The sequence below is a fragment of the Acaryochloris sp. IP29b_bin.137 genome (assembly GCF_028285745.1).
GTDB lineage: Bacteria > Cyanobacteriota > Cyanobacteriia > Thermosynechococcales > Thermosynechococcaceae > Acaryochloris.
Window position 1 is genome coordinate 1 of record NZ_JANQOP010000097.1, and the last position, 21,391, is coordinate 21,391.

Consider the following 21,391-nt stretch of genomic DNA (forward strand, 5'->3'; position numbering starts at 1 on the left):
TTCCATGTCCTCATGGAGGCAGTCACTGAAGCCCTCAAACAGACACCTAGAGCGAGTTCGTTAGTAGAGAATCTCAACTCCCGACTGCGCAACTACTTCTTTCTACGCCGTACCCTGGGAAACTCCTATTTGGGACTGCTGCAGTACTTCTTGAATCACCGCTGCTTCATGCGCAGTGAGGTTCCTGAGCGCGAGGGCAAAAGCCCCAAGGAATTGCTAACCGGAGAACCTCATCCTCACTGGCTGGAGCTGTTAGGATTCAAGCGGTTCTAAAGAGCATAGTCTGACTAGATTGGGAGGTAGTAGACCTCAAGTCATCGATAATTGATGGCTTATTTTGCTGTGGAAGTGTTAACCAAAATCCCTTGTTTTTAAACCATGCCCAGAACTTCCTGTATCGACAGAGGATCGGATGGTATTCCAAGATGATTGGCAGGAAATAATAAACAGTTCATAGGGAGTGAATTATCCAAAAAAATCACTTCTAAATGAGTTTGCATTTCAGATTAAAACTTCACTTCATACAATATTTTATTTGCATTAATGGTTGCTTTGTATAATCACATTCAATGATTTCATAAAGGAATAATCATAGCATGTTTTATTCTATTTTCTATATAACTAGAAAAACTGAATAATCAATATCATAGACAAAAAAGTAAATTAGCTGCCAGAAACTCAAGAGGATATATATTGCCATAAATCAGGCTTGATCATCTTCAAATTCAGAAATTAAATTTTTCTCATATATTAATTCGTCTGGGTTTTGAATTTTAGCCTATAACTAAGCTTAAATTTTCATAGCTAAAAATTACTCATATCTTCCACTTATTTCAAACTATCTCTACTTAGAAGATAGTTCATAACTAAAGAGGATTTATCATATCCATGAGATATAGAGTTTACACTATAGATGAGCTGAAAAAAAATGGAGCTGAAATCAATGAATCGACTTTGCACTTTCAAGGTAAACTGTTCAAGATTGGTCCGAGAATTCGAAAAAATTTTTCAGATGCAGTTGAAGAATATTGTAGTTTCTGCCTAACGAAAAAGTTAGCATTTCTTGTCGTTGAAGATGAGGTATATTTAACTGTTTGGAAGCAAGATCAAGTTTTAAATCCTAGCCTTGGTGATTTAGAAAATTCTAAACATACCCTTATGAACCAACTAGAAACAAATCTTGAGCTAAGAAATGAAGAATTGGTAGCTTATCAATCAGATGATACACTTTCCCCTGAATTCCTAGACCAATGTAGACAGTCGTTATTGCTCACTGTGGGTCCCATTGCTGATATTATTTTTGATGAAGCGCTCTCAAATTCACGTGTGTTAAATCGTGAACAATTTATCGAAGAATTAGCAAAGCATATTCCTGATAAAAATCTAGTCGATATATTCTTTCGAAACTGTCAACTTTAAGGATACTGTCGGAAATTGACCTTCAACTCGCTTTGGGCTTCATTCCATAAAGTGGATGAGCAAGCTGCTAGAACTGCTGATTCAAATTCACCAGCATCTTCGCAAACCGAATAGTCTCTATGCGAGCACGATGGAACAGTTGCAAGATATTGAAGCCCGGATCTTTTACATTCTTTAAATCAACCGAATCAGCTACTCGGGTTAATGGGGGATGCAATTGGAGAAAAGACGCCTTAAGAGGATGTCTTCCGATTTCTGCGACATCTTTCCGAGCAGTAGATCACTTCATTCCAACAGTTTCGCCATTTCTTGCGCCAGGTAAAGGGTAAACCGCATACTGGGCAGATCTTTGTGGGCAAGTCACGTTTTTTAGAGGCCATCTTTTATCTCTAAGGAAATTTTATGGAGGGGGCAATCCTCTTTATCTGCGTCTAGTATTTAGAGCCCCTTTCCGTTGTTCAGATATGGCTAAGCCCCCTTCTTGTTTCGCTGTCAAACCCCATATGCTTTATGAAGCCGCAGGCGTCAGCTCTTCTTCCTCCGACGCTTCTTCTTCCGCGACTTCTAAAGTGGTTCGAGGAGCCTGGGAAAAGATCAACTCATCCTCATCCCAGTCCACCAGAATCGTGTCACCACTGGTAAACGTATTCTCCAAAATTTTAGTAGCAATTGGATTTTCTAACTCCCGCTGCAGGGCTCGCTTCAGGGGGCGAGCACCGTAAACTGGGTCATATCCCGCCTCCACGATATGCTCTAAGGCCTCATCCGAAAGCTGAATCGCCAGCTTTTGCTCAGCCAACAAGGCTTCAATCCGCTTTAACTGAATCTTGACAATCGATCCGAGCTGCTCCCGATTGAGAATATGGAACAGGGTAATTTCATCGATGCGATTGAGAAATTCGGGACGGAAGTGCGATCGCAACGCTTCCAACACCTTCATCTGCATCGCCAGATACTGATCCTCATCGTCAGTAGAATCAGTGATATGCTCACTGCCGATATTGCTGGTTAAGACAATAATCGTATTACAGAAATTAACGGTTCGCCCTTGAGCATCCGTAATTCGGCCATCGTCCAGCACTTGCAGCAGGATATTAAAGATCTCTGGGTGAGCCTTCTCCACTTCATCGAGTAGCACCACGGAATAAGGACGCCGTCGCACCATCTCCGATAGCTGTCCCCCTTCTTCGTAGCCCACATAACCTGGAGAAGCGCCGACTAGCCGGGATACGGCATGCTTTTCCATATATTCAGACATATCAATCCGAATAATGGCATCTTCCGTATCAAATAGGAATTGGGCTAAAGCTCGGGCCAGCTCGGTTTTACCGACTCCGGTTGGTCCTAAAAACATAAAGGAGCCAATCGGGCGATTCGGATCTTTCATCCCGGCTCTGGCTCGGCGAATGGCCGCCGACACCGCTTCCACGGCATCTTCTTGACCAATGACCCGCTCGTGTAAATGATCTTCTAATTGCAACAACTTCTGACGCTCTGACTCCAGCAACCGACTGACCGGAATCCCTGTCCAGTTAGCCACAACTTCAGCAACATCCTCCTCCGTGACTTCCTCTCTCAGAAGAGTGGAGCCCTGGGCTCGAATCGCCAATAGCTTCGCTTCATGCTCTTCCAAGTCCTGCTGCAACGTCGCCATGCGGCTGTAGGTGAGCTGCACAGCCTTTTCGTGATCAAACTCCCGTTCTGCTTTCTCAATCTCGACCCGAACCTGGGCTTCCTGTTCTTTCAGGCTATTGATTTCTTCTAAGACCTGTTTTTCAGTCTTCCATTGTTCTTCCAAAGATTCACGCTTGGGCAATAGCGCATCGATCTCTGTCATGACTCGCTGCAGGTGATCTTCCGAAGATTCGTAAATGCCGCCAATACTGGAGCGCTTTTGCTCTTGCTCCAGAGACATCTTTTCCATCTCTAGCTGCATGACTCGACGCTCGATTCCCTCTAGTTCACTGGGCTTCGAAGTCATTTCCATTTTCAGCTTAGCCGCCGCTTCATCCACCAAATCAATGGCTTTATCCGGCAAAAACCGGTCGGCTATGTAGCGATCGGACAACACTGCCGCTGCGACGAGGGCTGAATCGGTAATTTTGACATTGTGGTGGATTTCGTAACGATCCTTCAGTCCCCGCAAAATCGAAATTGCAGAATCAACTGAGGGTTGATCAATACGGACCTGCTGAAATCGTCGCTCTAAGGCCGCATCTTTTTCAATATGCTTACGATATTCATCAAGGGTGGTTGCTCCAATACATCGCAACTCGCCCCGCGACAGCATCGGTTTCAGTAAATTGCTGGCATCCATGGAGCTTTGGCCTGACCCTGCCCCCACGACGGTATGAAGCTCATCAATAAACAGCACAATCTGGCCATCAGAATGGGTGACTTCCCGCAAGACGGCCTTGAGACGATCTTCAAACTCGCCCCGATACTTGGCACCGGCAATTAAACTGCCCATATCCAGGGTGATTAACTGTCGATTCTTCAGGGATTCTGGCACATCGCCATTGACGATTCGCTGAGCGAGCCCTTCTGCGATCGCAGTCTTCCCCACCCCCGGCTCACCAATCAAAACCGGATTATTTTTTAACCGCCGAGACAAAACCTGAATCACCCGCCGAATTTCATCATCCCGACCAATCACCGGATCCAGTTTCCCGGCTTTGGCCCGCTCTGTCAGATCGCAACCATATTTCTCTAAGGCATTGTAGCGAGACTCCGACTCTTGATCCGCGACTTTCTGAGTGCCGCGCATTGCCTTGATGGCTTTCTCTAGGTCTGTTCGAGCAATCCCCTGATCGCGTAGCAAAGACTTACCCACTCGGCCATCTTCTGCAAAGGCCAGTAAGTAATGGTCCACTGAAATAAACTGATCTGCTCGATCCTGTCGTAGTGCATCGGCTTGGTCGAGGAGCCGATCCAGGCCCTGACCTAAAAATAACGAAGCCCCTTCAGCCGTCTTGGGCTGACGTTCAGCAAACGTTGTCAGTTGTTGCAAAATCTGATCCGCATCAACCTTGGCGCGGCTAAAAATATTGCTGGCTAAGGGCTCTTCCTCTAGTAGAGAAATGGTTAAATGCTCAACCTCTAGCTTATTGTGACTGAACCGCCGAGCAACGTCTTGGGACTTAACAATAGCCGTCCATACCTTTTCTGTAAACTTGTCGGGGTCAGTCGGTTGCATAGAGGGATGAAGACGGAGTGACTTAATTTTTTTCAGGACTAGTATAACAAGCTATCTCAGGGGGGTTTAGATAGGCTTTCTGTTCTTGTCTCCTTGGATGAAGCACTTCATCAAGACCCGAATATACCTCCGACGGGCGTATTCAACCGCTGGATACGCCCGTCGTGATGCTTATGCCGATGCTTGTTGGGTAGAGCGGTTCTCGTTTAGACGCTAAAAGCTTCGGCTCCACAGGGGAGACTGGGGCTTCGGCTTCCCTTTGGGGGCGGTTAGGTGCAACCACCCCTCCAAGAGCCTTGGGGCAATACGACTCCCTAAAACCGCCAGGTGACTTTGCCAACCCACCAGAATTTCTGGGGATTCCTTTCCTAAGCTGTTGACAAGGACGGTGGCAACCTTCTCGGGGGTCATCGAGGCAACCCAACGAAAACGCTGCGTATTGCGGACCATATCTGTTTCTGTCAGGGACGGTAACAGGGCAGTGACCTTAATGTTGTAGGCCGATAATTCGCTCCGAAGCGCTTGGGTAAACCCCAAAATTGCAAACTTGGTCGCAGAATAGGTGGCCATGGTGGGCGCACCAATCTTGCCCATCAGGCTAGATACGTTAACGATTCTGCCCTCTCTCTTACTCGCCATCCGTCGAGCTAAAACATGGGTCATATTGTAAATTCCCATCAGGTTAAGGGAGAGTTCCGCTTGGACGTTAGGGAGTTTTGTCTGCAGGAAAGGGGCTTGGTGGGCGACTCCTGCACAATTGACCAAAAGATGGATCGGACCATAGTGTTTCCAGGTGTTTGCGATCGCAATATTCACGTCAATGGTTTGGGTTAAATCCAACGGCAAGACAATCCCTTCAACCCCCATAGCCTTAATTTCGGATGCGACGTCAGCGAGATGGGTCTGATTGCGAGCAACGAGAATAATCCGTCTGATACCGTGATTCGCTAGCTCCAAAGCAATGGCCCGGCCAATACCACGGGATGCACCAGTAACCAGTGCTGTTTTTCCTTGTATTTTCATGGGATACCTCCCGATCAAAAGAATTGAATGCAAAAGTTTAAGCAAGCGAGTTTCTTCACTCCCCGCCAAACTGCAGCAGGGATTGGGCCGCGATAGGCGACCCGATAACTGTATTGCTAAGAGAATGGGTTACAAATCACATCTTTTTGGGCAATAGCATAATCCGTGCGTTGGGCTGCCCGGGACGAAGGGTGGCTGAATTCAGTGATGGGGTGATGTGCTGAAAGTTTGATATGGCATTGCTTAAAGCTCCTGACAAAAGAATCAATCAGAGTTCGTCGCTTTTCATGCACAAGCTAGCAATTTAATCAACTAATTGCAATGAAAATTATAGAATTCTTAGATGCGATACATAAATACATGTCTTTTTCAGCTTATTCAATCGTCTGGTCGACCCTTAGCATGAGGCTATGTTCTGATACCAACACGGTAGAAGCTAATCGTAAGGATTCAGTAAAACTGAGAAAGTTTGTGGTCAGTCTTGATCCTGAGTTTCATCATCCTGCGAAAATCCTTAGGCCAGAGAAAATAAGGGCTCCCAGGCTAATGCAAATCGGCAACGTGAGCCCCCAAGCCGCCATAATTTGTCGAAGGGTGCCGAATTGCAGTGCCGACCCGCTTTGCGACAGTCCAATTCCCACCACACCCCCCACAAGAGCATGGGTGGTTGAAACTGGGAAACCCCAGTGAGACGCCAGCAAAATGGTGGTGGCCGCAGCCAACTCGGCACAAAAACCACTACTGGGTTGAAGGGGAATAATATTTTCCCCCACCGTGGTCATCACACGTTTGCCAGCCACCGCTAAACCGCTCACAATCCCCACCCCCCCTAAAACCATGATCCACAAGGGAATGGCGGCCCCTGCTGCCGGGATAGTCTGAGTGGCGTGAATAGCTACAATCACAACGAGCGGTGCAATGGCATTGCCAACATCATTGGATCCATGGGCAAAGGCGACAAAGCAAGCGCTGCAAACTTGGAACAGGGCGAGTTGATGTTCAACTGCAACCTGAGGATGAGCGAGATCCTGAGGGGAAGCAAGGTTGTCGAGTCGGTGCCAACCCCAAACGGTTAAGGTGAGCACGGCTCCTCCGCCAACTGCGATCGCAAGATCCTGCTCTGGGAAGTGCCAATGCCCTGTCCTTTGCAGAAAAACGCAAACGGGATGAATCAGTTGCGGCAATACGATCACGCCAAAAATGCTGATCAATCCAGTGCTGAGCCAAGGCACCCATTCCTGAAACTGTCGCAGGGGATCAGCGCTGTGAAGAATACTCTGTTGAATTAGGCGATATACCAAGGCCGCGATCGCCCCACTGATCACAGGTGTCAAGACCCAAGATAAAGAAATCAGACCTAGGGTCGACCACTGCATCGCCGACGTCCCTAGAGCGGCCAAACTAAATCCGGCCAATGCGCCAACGGTGGCATGGGACGTTGCGACGGGCCATCCTTGCCAGGTTGCAAGTTGCAGCCAAAGTCCACAGGTGATCAATACCGTAATCATTCCCAAACTCAAGAGTTGAGGTTCATCGGTAAAGGCTTGAGTATCCACGACTCCCCGAGCCAGGGTCGTAACCACTTGTTTGCCAAAAACGACTGCACCCGTAAATTCCAGAACCCCAGCAATTATCAGGGCCTGGCGGAGGGATAGGGCTTTTGACCCAACAGAGGTGCCCATGGCGTTGGCTACGTCGTTGGCTCCTAAATTCCAAGCTAAAAAAAAGGCTAACCCGCTGGCCCAGAGGAGATAGATCATTGCCAATACCCGTTTGAAAACGTTCACCCAGCCAACTGGACTTGCCAAGATGCTCTGAGCAACCCCAAATTGGATTTTACGGCTTGTTTTGTCCGCTGGGAAAAGTTCTTAGCTGCAGCTTGCGGCAATGCCTCGATGCCCCTTCAACGCATAACCTATTTCTCTCTGGTTTAATTTAGACTTAACGTCATCAGCGATATAACATGCAGATGGATAACGGAAAGACTCTACCGGGTGAGGATCAAAAAGAATCGTCATGAAAAACTCAAAAGCATTGCTCTATTCCTTAAACCCTCGATATCTGCGTCGGTTTACTGCTTTAGCATCTGTTCTCCTCTTGAGTGCTTGTCAAGTCGGCGGCAATCCCCCCGGTTCAGGGGAGGGGGAAGGCTTAAAAATTGGCTCCCTTTTACCTTCAACGGGGGACTTAGCCCCGCTAGGCGTCCCCATGATTGATACGGTACCCTTGCTGGTGGAAACGGTAAATGACTGTGGTGGAGTGAATGGCAAGCCCGTTGAACTGACATCTGAGGATGATGAAACCGACCCCACAAAGGGGAGCCAAGCCATGACCAATCTCGTGGAAGTCAAAAAGGTCTCGGCGGTGGTGGGATCCTTTGCCAGTAGTGTTTCTCAGGCAGCTGTTGATGTGGCCGTTCGCAACAAGGTGCTCCTTATCTCCCCTGGCAGTACCAGTACTGAGTTCACGGGGCGGGCTCAGCAAGGGGACTTTAAAAATGGCGAAACCCAATATTGGGCCAGAACGGCTCCCCCAGATACCTATCAAGCCCGGGCCCTTGCTAAGCTAGCGCAGGAAAAAGGCTTTCAGAAAGTATCCACTGTTTCGATCAATAACGACTATGGGGTCAGCTTTGAGCAGGAGTTTATTAAGTCTTTCAAAAAACTGGGCGGAACTGTTCTGAATGAGTCTAAGCCCACGCGGTATGACCCCAAAGCGACAACTTTCGATACGGAAGCGGCTGCGGCCTTTGCCAATAAGCCTGATGCTGTTATTGCCATTCTCTATCCTGAGACCGGGGCCTTATTACTGAAATCTGCCTACGAGCAAGGTCTGATGGAAGGGGTACAGATCATGCTTACAGATGGGGTTAAATCCGATGAATTTTCGGCCCAAGTAGGCAAAACGAGTGACGGCAAATTTATAATCACGGATGCGATCGGAACAGTTCCCGGTGCCGATGGTACAGCCCTGGAATCTTTAACGGCTCTCTGGAAAAGCAAGAAGAATGAAGCCCCGCCTGCCTATGTGCCCCAGAGTTGGGATGCCACTGCGTTGGTATTGCTGGCAGCTCAAGCGGCAAAGTCAAATTCTGGAGATGCGATCGCAGCCAAACTTCGGGATGTGGCCAATGGTCCTGGCACCGAAACCAGTGATGTCTGTGAGGCTCTGAAGCTATTACAGAACGGTGAGGAAATTAACTATCAAGGGGCCAGTGGAAATGTTGATATTGACGAAAATGGAGATGTATTGGGGATATATGATGTTTGGACGGTTCAAGCTAACGGCAAGCTAAACGTGATTGGTCAGGTCCAACCTGCCGAGTAACACCCAATATCGCGATTTTTATTTTTAGCCAAGTACGGGGTCAACCAGCGGTAGATAGCGCTTCTACCACTGGTGCTCAGACCCTATGAACAAGCGTTTGCCTTGGACCCGGATTCATGATTGTGAGTCTTTTGTCTTTGAGAAAATGGATTTGAAGCTAATCGGCTCATTCAGCTTGTCCATAATCGCCTTCATATCGACAGGTTCATTCAGCTTGTCCATAATCTGTTTATAATTCCACCCAGAAGTGTGGCCCACAGCAGATGATTCATCCACACCGTTTTCAGGATTTTCTAGTGCTTGCTGTCCAGTCCCCTGGACTGACTCAGCATCGGATTCGATCCAGATTGTAAAGTGACTTTGGTAATTGACAATCAAGCTCATCAAGCCCGCATCCAGCATTTGCCGACAGGATGAAATAGCCGTTTCCCGTTGATGCGTTTCAAAGGATTCTCCTTTCTGAAAACACTTATCCAGAAAAACGAATTCCGACACACCCTGGCAGGTTATACCTCTGGCTTCTAGATCTTTTTGGTCGATTAGCAACATACCCCATTGCCCAGTCATCTCTTCTCTATCCTTATGTTGCCCATATCAAAAATAGAATGCGGCGTCGTTCAGTATGAATGGGATATCAAATGAAGGCTCTGATCAAACTTCACGATCTTTGTAAAGAATTGTCCGGCAATTCTCTGCTAGTTGAAGATCCGCATAAGAGAATTTGAAAGAGCGCATTACCAATGCTATGACCTCTGAATCTCCATTTCCTCGCTCTTCGACTCCCTATCAATCACAGCCGAAAAGTGACAGCCAATCGATCCTCGATGCATTACCCGTAGTGGTGTGGCAAGCTGACACTCAAGGACAAGTCATATCGCTGAGCGCTCGCTGGCAAACGCTGACGGGACGAACGCCAACGGACAGTCTAGGAAAAGCCTTCTGGGATGCAGTGAAAGAAGAAGAGCATAGCCGTCAGCAATGGCAAACGGCCTGCCACCGCCAGCAACCGTTTGTCATTTATTTTGATTTATGCCAAAACAACGGTATTCCTCAACCCATAGTTGCGCAAGGTGAACCCCTTCGAAATGAGCACAATCAGCTAACGGGCTGGGTTGGCACATTACAACCAACGAATACGCTGACATCATCACAGACAGAGCTGGTTTACAGTCAAAAATTTTTACAGGCAGTGCTCGACAGTTTATCCAATGGCATTGTTGCTTGTGATGCTCAAGGTGTCTTGACCCTTTTTAACCGCACGACCCAAGAGCTACATGGAGGCCCCTGTCGCCCGATTCCTGCTGAACAATGGGCCCAGCATTACGATCTGTACCAAACTGACAGTATCACTCCCTTAGCCCACAATGATAATCCCCTGTATCAAGCGCTGCAAGGCAGGTCCGTTCAAAATTTTGAGATGGTGATCAAACCCAGCCAACAGCCCCCCCGCAGCATTTTGGTCAACGGTGAGCCCATTATTGCCGAAGATGGTCACAAGTTAGGGGCTGTTGTAGCGCTACAGGATATTACCCAGCGAAAACAAACTGAACTTGAACTGCAAAACAGTGAAGAGCGATGGCAACTGGCATTGCAGGGAACTGGAGATGGCCTTTTTGATTGGAATATTGTCACCAATGAGGCCTTTATCTCACTTCAGTGGAAGCAGACGCTTGGTTATGACGATCATGAAGTTGAAAATAGCTTTGAAGGATGGCGGCAGTTACTTCACCCGGATGACTTGGAGGAGGTAGCAGCTGCCCTTGAAGCTCACCTGCAACAAAATATGCCTCGATACACGGCTGAATTCCGGATGCGTTGTAAGGATGGCAGCTATAAATGGATCTTGGCAAGAGGCCAAACTCAATGGGATGACCATGGGCAGCCGACTCGGATGATTGGGTCACATCAAGATATCACCCGCCAAAAACAGGCAGAACAAAAGCTTGCTCAACTGAATCAAGAATTAGAATCCCGCGTCAACTCGCGCACCGCTGAGTTGGAAGCAGTAAATCATCAGAATAAAGCTTTACTGGCACAGGAACAGATAGCCCGGCAGCAAGCTGAAGCTGCCAAAGCAGAAATTGAACTTTATGAACGCATTATCCACAAGATTCAACTGGGTTTTTTAGTTTGGCATTCACCTGACTTAGAACGGGGCGAAACCCTGCAACTCGTTGCCACCAATCCTGCTGCCGAACATATTCTATCAACCGAGTTGCACAACAGAATTGGCCATCAGATGAGAGAAATCTTTCCAGATTTTACGCAACAATATCCCCATATTTTACGTTTACTCCTGCAAGTGATTCAGGAGCAACACCCCCGTTCCATAGAGAATGTTCCGTTTACCTTACCCAACGGTGAGGAGAATATCTTTTCTTTGCGAGCGTTTCCCCTCCCTGGAGATTGTGTAGGGGTTGCATTCGAAAATATCACGCCTCAAAAACGAACAGAAGCAGCCCTGAGTCTGATTGAGCAACGATATCAAACCGTTATTGATAGGGTCAAGGAAGTCATTTTTCAAACGGATATCCACGGTAGTTGGACATTCCTTAGCTCTGCCTGGACAGAACTGACCGGGTACGACGTGGGTGAAAGTATCGGCAGATCTTTGGCACAACTGGTAACGTCTGAGACTGAACAACAAAAATGGCAAGATGTATTCAATCATTTTGTCCAAGAAAAAGGCGCTTTCCTCAATCATAAGATTGAAATTTGGACTAAGGATCGGGAACGGCGATGGCTGAACATTCGGGTCGTTCCCTTGCCTAACATCGATGGAATTACAGTTGGGACTTTAGGTGCGATTAACGATATTACGGAATTCCTTCAAACCTAAGCCAATCTGCGCATCCAGTTGTTCAGAATGGTCGGAGGCAAAACCATCTATGCATGAGCTTAAGAAGCAGGCGGAGCCAACTCTTCAGCCTCAACGGGGCGGACAATTGCTTCCGTCTCCTGTCCATTGGTCTGGAAGATGCCTGCAAGCCCTTGATCGAGGGTCTTAGCCATCACAATTTTGTTTTCATAAACAACAATTACCCTCGCTAGAATCGGCACGCTATTTGCTTCTGCTTCCAGATACAAAGGCTCCACATAAAGCAGCGAGTCTTCAATGGGGATAATCAGTAAATTACCCTGAATCACTCGTGACCCCTGACGATTCCATAGGGAAATGCGCTGGGAGATGACGGGATCCTGGTTGATCAGCGCCTCAATTTGTTCGGGGCCAAAAATGAGCTCTCGCTTGGGAAACTGGTATAGAAGGCGCTTGCCGTAGTTTTCGCCATCAGAACGGGCGGCTAACCAGGCAATCAAGTTATTGCGACGAACGGGGGTAAAGGGATAAAGCAGAATAAATTCTTCTTTCTCTGCTTCCGGCAACTTCATCGTCAAGTAATAGGGCTGAACCAGCTGACTTTTCTCGCCATAAATCTCATTGGGAACCCGCCATTGATCTTCCCGGTTATAGAACACCTGGGGGTCGGTCATATGGTATGTGAGCAAGCTTTGGGATTGGGCTCGAAATAGATCCACTGGGTAGCGGGTATGGCTGCGAAGGCTAGGGGGCATTGCTGCCAACGGCTGAAACATCTGGGGAAAAATTTGCCGCCAAGTTTTGAGGATAGGATCGTTGAGATCAACACTATAGAAGGTCACCGAGCCATTGTAGGCATCCACTACTACTTTGACGGAATTACGGATGTAATTAAAGTTTTCTTGGCCCGGATCAGAATAGGGGTAATGATTGCTGACTGTATAGGCATCAATTACCCAAAATAAAGTGCCCGGAACCGCCGGTTTATCGGTGCGGTTAAAGGCTTCTACGTCTACATTAGCCGTCACCAAATAGGGATTGCTATCAAACCGCAAGAAGGGGGCTAGCTCTTCCACCCGTTCCTTAATTTGGCGGCGAAACAGTACTTCAGTCTGAGGGGTGAAGTTTTGGGTAAACAGCATCTGCCAATCCCGCAGGTAGAGGGAAAACAGCCCCCGTTGCCACCAAGCTCCAATAGCAACGCCTCCGGTCCCGTCATAGGTGTTGTAGCGGTTGTCATTCCCGCTGGGATAGTCCAATTCCTGCACTTTGGTGCGGGTCATGACATAGGTATTGGTCAGTTCCCCAAAGTAGATCCGAGGCAGATTGATGGGGATGCTAGCGGCAATATCTGGCGTTGCCGTTTGCAGGGTACCCTCGTTATTGCCAGCCCCAATATCTTTAATAAAGTAGGTGGGTAAACCACTGGTCTCAGCAGTATTGACAGGGCTAAGGGTAAAGCCATAGCCATGGGTATAGATCAGACGTTGGTTAATCCAGGTTTGGGCTTCGGGGGGGACATTGCCATAATCCAGCTCACGGGCGGCCACCAGTACCTGTCGTTTTTCGGTAGTGGAAGTGGCGCTTTCCTTGCCTGAGTTGACGGGTTGAGACGTTTTGAGGGTATAGCGATCCACATCCGCACTGGGAAACTCATAGTAGAGACGAATGCGCTGGAGTTGGCGATTGGCCTCTAGGAGTGGGCGGGTATCCCAAAGGCGAATATTACGCAGCGTTGAGTCGTTGGCCTTTAATTTAGCAGGGGTTAAATCGGCTTTGGGCTGGAAGGTTTCGGTTTCAATAGTGTCGAGATCAAAGGCGGCTCTGGTGAGTTGAATACTCTTCTCGATATAGGATTCTTCTCGGGCTAGCTCGTTGGGTTGAACCACCAGGGCCTGCACGCCTCTGGGCAAAATTAAGCCAGCTACGACAGCAATGCCAACATAGAAACTAAGAATCCAAGATAATTTCACGGGTCTTCGGGCAGGGCGGGGAAATGCGGCCCGCCAGAGAAAGACCACGGCAATAGTCGCCGCTCCCCAACTGAGAATCGTTTTAGTGGGTAAGTCTACTGTGACATCGGTATAGCCCGCTCCGTAAAGAATGCCTTGAGTGGAGTAGAGCAGAGAATAGCGATCCAGCCAAAAACCCCAGGCAAGGGTCAAGGCGAGGGCTCCGCTCAGTCCATAGAGGTGTCGCTTTTGAGGCAGGGTAAATCCTGGGAATCGGCCTTGACTGAGACTATCTCCAGCTAAAAGATAAATCAACGCAATGCTGATAAATCCGGTCAGGGTCACCCCCATCAGCCAAAATCGCAGCAGCTCCCATAAGGGGAGTACAAACACATAGAAGCCAATATCATGCCCGAAAAGGGGATCAGTGTTCTTAAAGGGTGTGGCATGCATAAAGGCCAGAATCGTGGTCCAGTGGTTGGACACCACTAAGCCTAGACCGAGGCTGAGACAGAGTGCGATCGCACCCAGTACAAACCCAGGATGCCAGAGTAAAAACGCCGTAAATCCAGCGACTAGCAGCAGTTCCCAGGGTACTTGCAGCCAATGTCTAAGCACATGGGTTGTAGCGGAGAAAGTAAACTGCTGCAGACTCTGGGAACTGGACGTGGCAATTTCCGTGGGAGGATACCAGAACTGGATGATGACCTGACCAATATGGGTCAGCAAACTGGCTAAGAGCAGACTCAGCCCCACCAATACCAGCAACAGTTGCGCCAGCTTAAGCGTCCCGGGCTCAGTTTTATCGATATCAACGGGTTGGTGATAGCGCCAGCGCCGAGCCAGGACTAAATTACCGATCAGATATCCCCCAGTACTGGCTAAAGCAAAGACCCAGAGACCCATTCTGACCACTAGTTGAGTTTGAAAAACCGACAGGTAGCCTAGATTCTCAAACCAAGCAAACTCAGCAATGAAGTGAGCCAGCAGATCTAGGCCAAAGATTACTCCTAAAACAAGGAGCAAGGATTTAACCAACCAACCAACAACCTTAGAGGACATCACAAGGAACCGCTCTTGGCATCTAACGTTCAAATCATAAGAGTTATGCCCTAGACCTTCCTGATTTGGCGGACATCAGCAACCTCACCCCGAATGGCAGCGGCCACCACCATCGCTGGACTCATCAGCAACGTCCGTCCAGAGGCTGACCCCTGTCGCCCTTTGAAATTTCGATTGGACGAAGAGGCACTGAGCTGTCGGCCTTGAAGCTTATCGGGATTCATCGCTAAACACATGGAGCAGCCTGGTTCCCGCCATTCGAACCCCGCTTCTTCAAAAATATGGTGTAACCCTTCAGCTTCCGCTTGCTGTTTGACTTGCTCTGACCCTGGTACGACAAATGCTTTCACGCCAGTGGCCACCTGTTGGCCTTTGGCAAACTGTGCTGCTTCGCGGAGATCGCTGATTCGTCCATTGGTACAACTGCCAATAAAACAGACATCCACTTTCGTGCCTTGAATGGGTTGACCTGGCTCCAAATCCATATATTTATAGGCTTCAGAGGCGATGGGCTGATCAGCATCCGTAAAGTGATCCAGACCCGGAATCGCTTCATCAATTCCAATCCCTTGACCAGGTGTAATACCCCAAGTCACGGTAGGTGAAATGTCTTGGGCCTCAAAGACGACGACATCGTCATATACGGCATCAGCATCACTGTGAATACTTTGCCACCATTCCACGGCTCGCTCCCAATCTGCTCCTTTGGGAGCGCCTTCTCGTCCCTTAAGGTACTCAAAGGTAACGCTGTCAGGATTGACGTAACCACAACGGGCCCCGCCTTCAATGGACATATTGCAGACGGTCATCCGCTCATCCATACTCATCTGTTCGAAGGTAGTGCCTGCAAATTCATAGGCATAGCCTACTCCCCCTTTAACTCCGAGGGTACGAATGATATGCAGAATCACGTCTTTGGCATAGACCCCCGGTGGCAAGGTGCCGTTGACTTCAACTTTTCGAACCTTAAGTTTGGCCAGGGCAAGGGTTTGGGAGGCAAGCACGTCTCGGACCTGACTCGTTCCAATACCAAATGCGATCGCACCAAAGGCCCCATGGGTCGAGGTATGGCTATCCCCACAGGCAATTGTCATGCCCGGTTGGGTTAAGCCTTGCTCGGGGGCAATCACATGCACAATGCCCTGCTTACCGGAGCCAATATTATGAAACGTGATGTTATGTTCCTGGCAGCTCTGTTCCAAGGCCTGCATCATTTCTTCTGCCAGGGCATCCGCAAAGGGGCGCGCCTGATTTTCCGTGGGGACGATGTGATCGACGGTCGCCACCGTTCGTTGGGGGTACAGCACCTTCAGCCCCCGATCTTTCAGCATCGTAAAGGCCTGGGGGCTGGTGACTTCATGGATCAAATGGAGACCAATAAACAACTGTGTCTGACCAGAGGGGAGCACATTCACAGTGTGTAAATCCCAAACTTTATCAAACAGGGTGCCCTGGCTCATAAGTCGAAGTCAATAATGGTATCATCGGACTCCAATTTTATCTTAATTATGGAAAGGCATTAGGTCAGCTTCAGGAGATAGTGACAGTTTAATGTGGAAAGATAGGTTCTATGGGTAAAAAACAGCATCCTCAATCCGATCGCCGAGTGTACAGTGAGTTTGGCAATTCTCCTGCGTCTGATCCCACCTCGCGTCCCGATCCCCCTCCCTCTCAGCAGACATTAAAAATCCAAGTTTCCCGAAAGGGTCGTAAAGGTAAGACCGTAACCGTGATCAGCGGATTTCAAGCCAAACCCGCAACGTTGGCTGATTTAACCAAAAAGCTCAAAGCCCAATGTGGTGCCGGTGGCACCCTCAAAGACAAAGAAATTGAAGTCCAGGGAGATCATCGCCAAAAGTTGGCCGACTACCTTAAAAAACAGGGCTATGCCGTTAAATTTGTGGGCGGATAGGCTTTCCAATGGGCTTGTTAGAGTTGAGATAGGAAAGTGAGGGCTTCAACCTTTTCATTCTTGACGTTTCCCAACATCAATCGTCAAATTACATGGCTTTCAGGCCAAAATAGGTTAATACCAAGTCCTCTTGACCAGTATTGACGACCTCGTGTACCTCGTTGGGTTCCACAGTAATGCAAACACCAGGCGCTAAGGGATGTGGAGTTCCTTCGACAAGCATCTGTCCTGCCCCTGCCTCCACAAAGAACACCTCGTACATATCAGGGTGGCAATGGGCTTTGGCAATTTGACCTGCGGGAAATCGAGCTTGAGAAAACTGTGTTAATTGAGGAATGTCACCCGCTCTCAGCATCACCTTTTTGGAGATGGCTGCATTATGACGAACGATTTCGTCTGGGAGAGTTTGCATTTGGGTGATTTTCATCGATGTGTAGTGAATGATATGTATAGTGCCAAGGACTGGATATGGTAAGGTCCCTAGCCTTATTGATAGCAAAAAAATGATGGAAAGTGCTGAGAATTCTCAGAGGTTGATTGAGAATTGCTCGAAAGCAAATAAACATCTCGTTTTGCGTTGAAATCAGCCTTTGTTGCCCCAATCTATGACTTCTGTTCCTTTTGGAGCAGCAGAGGTGCAATGATTCCTCATGCTCGATTGAACAAGCTGTGGGTGTAAAACATTTTCGAACTCACTATGGTTCTCAAGGCTTATGGGTCCTCTATTGCCCAGACCCTACAGTCACCATGAGAGTCTTCTCATTCAAGCTTCATACAGACTTCATTGCCAGCCGTAATCCTCAAGGTTAAGGCGCAGGGATCTCTGATGCCGAGCAGCAACAGAATACTGCTGTACAGTATGAGCGCCCCTACTGGCTGAGCATCTAGCTTCAGTCAGCCAATGAGTAACAGAACAAAGCGGGTGATAAGAATGAATCAAACCATCCCACAACAACCGGAGCCAAAAGAACGTACAAAAGCCAGTTTCGGCATTGTCGATGAAGTATTGAAAGCCTATAACGGGGGTGAAACCTATGTGAAGCGCTTTTTGACCTTCGTTGGCATTGGCGGTGTGATTACCGGGACGGCCTTAGGCTATAGACCGACGATGAATCCTCAGCCTCAAGCGCCTCAAACTCAGCCGATTATTATCCACACGGCTCCTTCAACCTCATTACCTGCTCCTTCGCCAGCCAAACCCGAGTCCCCTCCAGCAAGGCCAGTGAGACCGTCCACGGTCCAGCCCGCATCTGAAAGCCAACCTGAACCCTTGCCCCCCAACGCTCAGCCCAAAGTTCGACCTGCAGAGCCCAGCGAGCCTCTGATTGCCACCCAACCTGTCCCGTCTCCTATCTCGGTTCAGAAGCCCCACATCGTGATTTCTCCGCCTGCCCTCAAAAGCCCTGTACCGTCCTTACCCTTTGAAGTTGAACAAGCGGATCAGGATGATAGGTTTGAAATGGATGACTAACAGATTCTGCGAACAATAGGGAAATGAAGCAATGGCTGGGGCAGCAGTTGGTCCTTTGCTAAACGGAGGGTGGAAGATGGGCGGGCAGCAGGGAGATGGCTATAACTCCCAGAAATGCTAGAGCTGAAAGAGTTTCAATATTGGCGATATTGTGGATGGCAGTGGTCCGATACCATTCTTGTCGCAGCAGAATAAAGCCAAGCTTGAGCAATACGATGCCAAATGCCAATGCCGTGATGCTTTCCAGAATACCGAGGAACCAAAGTATAAGAATGATAGCGCTGGCGATTGCATGGTAAATCAGCCCCGGAACCCATGACTCGGTTTTGGGTTTGCGGAGTTTGACGGTGAAGATTGCGCTACTGAAAAACAGAGTGTTTAACAGCCATAGCCCGAAAACCGAAACGGATAGGGTGCCCAAGGTGGCGGCATAAGCCAAGGGAGCCGCCAAACAGACTGCTGAAAAGGTCAGTAGCTCATTTGCCACAGATCTTTGTTTGCGATGTAAGACTGCGATCGCATCGATGATCAAGGCTGCGATCGCACCTAAATACAGCCACAACAGCATAGGTACCCGAAGCGCTAGATATCCCCCCAGACCCAAAGTAGTGCCAGCATACAGTCCGCCCCAGAATAGAAAGCGAGGTTTCCAGCTTCGGCGCTGCTTAATCTGGAGGGCAAGGGGATGCTCGGCCTGAAACCCGGCAAAGGCACAGATGAGTGCCAGGGTCGTTGCTAGCGTCCAGTGTTGTGCAGCAGCAGCTCCGGTGAGGAACGAGACCAATAGAACCACATAGACACCATGCTCTGGCGATAGAGTTGGGCGATACCAGGCCGATCGACTTGAAGATGCAGGATTGGCTGCATTTACATGAGAGGCGGTCATGGGGTGATGTTCTCGCAAGGGTGATGATGCGATTATGGGTGTCTTTAGTCAAAGGCAGATCTAGGTCAATCCTCCCAACCGAATACCCACCCCCATCACTACGAATAATACGGATAGGGTGGTGACGCTAACAATGTGAAAGGCCAGCTTATTCAAGGTCTCTTGAGTCAGCTTCGGAATGATAAAGAAGCGAGCATGAAGGGCGAGGGCCACCGTACCCAGCAGCAAAGACAGCTTGACGGCAATGTAGATGGATAAATAGGACTGGAAAGCTAGGAAATTATTGAATCCAGGGAAATAAATCCAGGTCAGCCACACCCCAGTGATCGTTTGGAGTAGCAGCGCCGCCAGGCCAAATCCCTCAAAGTGTTCTTCAAAGGTATGAATGCGATCGGGATCTCGATATTGTAATGCTGAGGGCAACACCGTGACGGCAAGCACCAAATGCCCGCCAGTCCAAACCGTTGCACCCAATGTATGTAGAATAACCAGGAGTTTGAATAGCATCGCCGTGATTTCTGCATCCTGAACCTGATAGAAAATTGAGCAATTTCCACCGTTGATGACCGATATCCCTCACCTCTTAAAGAAAGAGATGAGGGTATAAAGAAGTTTTCAGCAAAATAGTATTAAGGCAAAGCGGGAGCATCCTCAGCGGTCAATGCAGGGGCGGTATGTGGACTTAGGAGTTCTTGCTGAGCCTCGGGTTGCTGGCAAGCCACCATTGTTTTGACGTGCTCCATCTCGTCATCGCGAATGGCTACAAACACGTCATACAGGGTATCGACTTGAGGACGGCGTTCTTCCGCTGGGTGGGCGGTTTGGAACTCATCGAACATGTAGAGGTCGCCATCACGGTAGTATTGCACCGCGACATCTGGAGCCGGTTGGGTTTTGAGATACTCAGCTTCTGCCTTCAGAAACTTGCCGTAGGAGGCATAGGCATGCTCTTCTACTAGCTCCATAAAGTGATAGGCCGAGCGGGGAGCAACGACGTATAGAGCTGCAATCACCCAGTAGTAAATCAAGGCGGTGGTTTTGGCCAGAACGCGATCGCCCCAAAAATTCGCCCCTCCCAGAGATTCCATAATCAACAGGTGATGAAGCTCATTCCAGGATTCGGCAAAGTGAATTTTTAGCCAGTCTGCTTTGCGCCAAAAGCCAAGCGTTTCATAGAAGTGGAGAACGGATAGATAGGAAAAATAAGGAACACGGGCGACGGTTTCAAGGACGTAAAACCGGGGATAGGGGCGATTGGCATAGACCTTATTGATCACAAACACCAAAATGCCAACAAGAATACGAATCATAGTAGTAATCCTCTGAAGAGCAAGGGAAAGAATGGTGAGAGATAGATGAGATCACACGGGGGGAGTCTCAGTAATAAATTCTGGGGGTTGTTCTTGAGTGGGCTGTTGCCAAATCGCAACTACGGCTCGGCCAACGCTCATCACCAGTACCAACGCACCCACCGCAAAGACCATATCGCCAGGAATTCTCAGCCAAACGGTCCAGTGCATCCAGGCAGAATTGATTACCTCTGCACTGCGGGCATACCAAGTGCCATGGTTGACTGACTGCACCAGTTGATAGAAACCATTGGGAATCAAGCCAAAGACCATCATGATCCCTAGTCCTCCGTTAATCCACCAGAAAGAGAAGTTGAAATTTCTCTCATCCCAGGCATGATCTGGCGTGATTTCCCGTAAGGCAAATAGCATTAGGGCGATGGCGAGGGAGCCATATACGCCATACAGGGCGGAGTGGGCATGAATGGGAGTTGTATTTAGACCTTGGGAATAGTACAGAACAATCGGTGGATTGATCAGGAAGCCAAACACACCAGCACCCACTAGATTCCAGAAACAAGTGGCGATAAAAAACTTAAGGGGTAGCCGATAAAAGCCTTGAGCCTCTTGCGAGAGCTTCAGGGACTTAACGACTTCGAATCCGATCAGGGTAAGGGGGACCACCTCTAGAGCCGAGGCCACTGATCCCATCGCCGTAATAAAGACCGGGGTGCCCGCAAAGTAGAGATGGTGGAGCGTGCCAATCACACCGCTCCCTAGATAGAGAATCGTGGTGAGGTAGGTGGCTTTCAGAGCGGTTGATCGTTTCAAAAAGCCCAGTTCGCTACAGAGATAGGCGATAGCCACCGTGGCAAACACTTCAAAGAACCCCTCAACCCAGAGATGGACCACCCACCAGCGCCAATATTCGGCAATGCTCAGGGGCGTATGGTTGGAATACATGAGACCAGAGGCATAGAACAGGGGAATGGTAATGGCACTGTAGAGGAAAAAATGATTGAGTCCTGTTTTGTTG

Annotated in this window: 18 protein-coding genes and 1 pseudogene; 7 read left to right on the forward strand and 12 right to left on the reverse strand. The window is 48.7% G+C overall.

Features of this window, described 5'->3' with window-relative positions; translation table 11 throughout:
* The 3 genes and pseudogenes from Q0991_RS07035 to Q0991_RS07045 all read left to right on the forward strand — a co-directional run.
* Nucleotides 1-273 (forward strand): annotated as a pseudogene (locus Q0991_RS07035) (hypothetical protein); the annotation flags it as partial.
* Nucleotides 274-888: 615 nt separating this feature from the next.
* Nucleotides 889-1,419 carry a hypothetical protein gene (locus tag Q0991_RS07040; protein WP_299486773.1) on the forward strand — a complete coding sequence of 177 codons (531 nt, stop codon included), beginning with the start codon at nt 889-891 and terminating at the stop codon, nt 1,417-1,419.
* Between the two features lie 55 nt (nt 1,420-1,474).
* Entirely contained in the window at nt 1,475-1,597 is a 123-nt protein-coding gene (locus tag Q0991_RS07045; RefSeq protein WP_299486775.1) for a hypothetical protein, read from the forward strand.
* Between the two features lie 55 nt (nt 1,598-1,652).
* Here Q0991_RS07045 and Q0991_RS07050 read toward each other — a convergent pair whose 3' ends face one another.
* From Q0991_RS07050 to Q0991_RS07065, 4 genes are all read right to left on the reverse strand, one after another.
* The gene (locus tag Q0991_RS07050) at nt 1,653-1,799 is read right to left on the reverse strand and encodes a DUF2256 domain-containing protein (RefSeq protein WP_299486777.1); all 147 of its coding nucleotides are present in this window, start codon (nt 1,797-1,799) and stop codon (nt 1,653-1,655) included.
* Nucleotides 1,800-1,927: 128 nt separating this feature from the next.
* Nucleotides 1,928-4,615 carry an ATP-dependent chaperone ClpB gene (gene clpB / locus Q0991_RS07055; protein WP_299486779.1) on the reverse strand — a complete coding sequence of 896 codons (2,688 nt, stop codon included), beginning with the start codon at nt 4,613-4,615 and terminating at the stop codon, nt 1,928-1,930.
* A 213-nt stretch (nt 4,616-4,828) separates the two neighbouring features.
* On the reverse strand, nt 4,829-5,638 hold the full coding sequence (locus Q0991_RS07060; protein ID WP_299486782.1) for an SDR family NAD(P)-dependent oxidoreductase: 810 nt from the start codon (nt 5,636-5,638) through the stop codon (nt 4,829-4,831).
* Nucleotides 5,639-6,135: 497 nt separating this feature from the next.
* A complete protein-coding gene (locus Q0991_RS07065) occupies nt 6,136-7,398 on the reverse strand; it encodes an inorganic phosphate transporter (protein WP_366524908.1) in 1,263 nt (420 codons plus the stop codon).
* 256 nt (nt 7,399-7,654) lie between these two features.
* Here Q0991_RS07065 and Q0991_RS07070 point away from each other — a divergent pair, with 256 nt between their 5' ends.
* Nucleotides 7,655-8,965, forward strand: coding sequence for an ABC transporter substrate-binding protein (locus Q0991_RS07070; RefSeq protein ID WP_299486787.1), 1,311 nt, complete (start codon nt 7,655-7,657; stop codon nt 8,963-8,965).
* A 114-nt stretch (nt 8,966-9,079) separates the two neighbouring features.
* Here the strand turns inward: Q0991_RS07070 and Q0991_RS07075 are convergent, their stop codons facing one another.
* Nucleotides 9,080-9,532 (reverse strand): hypothetical protein, encoded by a 453-nt coding sequence (locus tag Q0991_RS07075; RefSeq protein WP_299486789.1) that lies wholly within the window; start codon nt 9,530-9,532, stop codon nt 9,080-9,082.
* Between the two features lie 178 nt (nt 9,533-9,710).
* Between Q0991_RS07075 and Q0991_RS07080 the strand changes: the two genes are divergently transcribed.
* The gene (locus Q0991_RS07080) at nt 9,711-11,804 is read left to right on the forward strand and encodes a PAS domain S-box protein (protein ID WP_299486791.1); all 2,094 of its coding nucleotides are present in this window, start codon (nt 9,711-9,713) and stop codon (nt 11,802-11,804) included.
* A 59-nt stretch (nt 11,805-11,863) separates the two neighbouring features.
* On the opposite strand, the gene Q0991_RS07085 is transcribed toward Q0991_RS07080, so the two are convergent.
* The gene (locus tag Q0991_RS07085; RefSeq protein WP_299486793.1) at nt 11,864-14,797 is read right to left on the reverse strand and encodes a UPF0182 family protein; all 2,934 of its coding nucleotides are present in this window, start codon (nt 14,795-14,797) and stop codon (nt 11,864-11,866) included.
* A gap of 50 nt (nt 14,798-14,847) precedes the next feature.
* Nucleotides 14,848-16,257 (reverse strand): 3-isopropylmalate dehydratase large subunit, encoded by a 1,410-nt coding sequence (gene leuC, locus Q0991_RS07090; protein ID WP_299486795.1) that lies wholly within the window; start codon nt 16,255-16,257, stop codon nt 14,848-14,850.
* Between the two features lie 110 nt (nt 16,258-16,367).
* Here leuC and Q0991_RS07095 point away from each other — a divergent pair, with 110 nt between their 5' ends.
* On the forward strand, nt 16,368-16,709 hold the full coding sequence (locus Q0991_RS07095; RefSeq protein ID WP_299486797.1) for a translation initiation factor: 342 nt from the start codon (nt 16,368-16,370) through the stop codon (nt 16,707-16,709).
* An 88-nt stretch (nt 16,710-16,797) separates the two neighbouring features.
* Here Q0991_RS07095 and Q0991_RS07100 read toward each other — a convergent pair whose 3' ends face one another.
* A complete protein-coding gene (locus tag Q0991_RS07100) occupies nt 16,798-17,136 on the reverse strand; it encodes a cupin domain-containing protein (RefSeq protein WP_299486800.1) in 339 nt (112 codons plus the stop codon).
* A 504-nt stretch (nt 17,137-17,640) separates the two neighbouring features.
* Here Q0991_RS07100 and Q0991_RS07105 point away from each other — a divergent pair.
* Nucleotides 17,641-18,180: a hypothetical protein gene (locus tag Q0991_RS07105; protein ID WP_299486802.1), complete on the forward strand. Its 540-nt coding sequence runs from the start codon at nt 17,641-17,643 to the stop codon at nt 18,178-18,180.
* A gap of 58 nt (nt 18,181-18,238) precedes the next feature.
* Here Q0991_RS07105 and Q0991_RS07110 read toward each other — a convergent pair whose 3' ends face one another.
* From Q0991_RS07110 to Q0991_RS07125, 4 genes are all read right to left on the reverse strand, one after another.
* Complete coding sequence (locus Q0991_RS07110) at nt 18,239-19,066, reverse strand: YwiC-like family protein (RefSeq protein WP_299486804.1); 828 nt, start codon at nt 19,064-19,066, stop codon at nt 18,239-18,241.
* A gap of 60 nt (nt 19,067-19,126) precedes the next feature.
* Complete coding sequence (locus Q0991_RS07115) at nt 19,127-19,573, reverse strand: CopD family protein (RefSeq protein ID WP_299486807.1); 447 nt, start codon at nt 19,571-19,573, stop codon at nt 19,127-19,129.
* A 122-nt stretch (nt 19,574-19,695) separates the two neighbouring features.
* The gene (locus Q0991_RS07120) at nt 19,696-20,376 is read right to left on the reverse strand and encodes an alternative oxidase (RefSeq protein WP_299486809.1); all 681 of its coding nucleotides are present in this window, start codon (nt 20,374-20,376) and stop codon (nt 19,696-19,698) included.
* Between the two features lie 51 nt (nt 20,377-20,427).
* Nucleotides 20,428-21,391, reverse strand: a 964-nt coding sequence (locus Q0991_RS07125; RefSeq protein WP_299486811.1) for a cbb3-type cytochrome c oxidase subunit I, incomplete at its 5' end; no start/stop codon positions are given.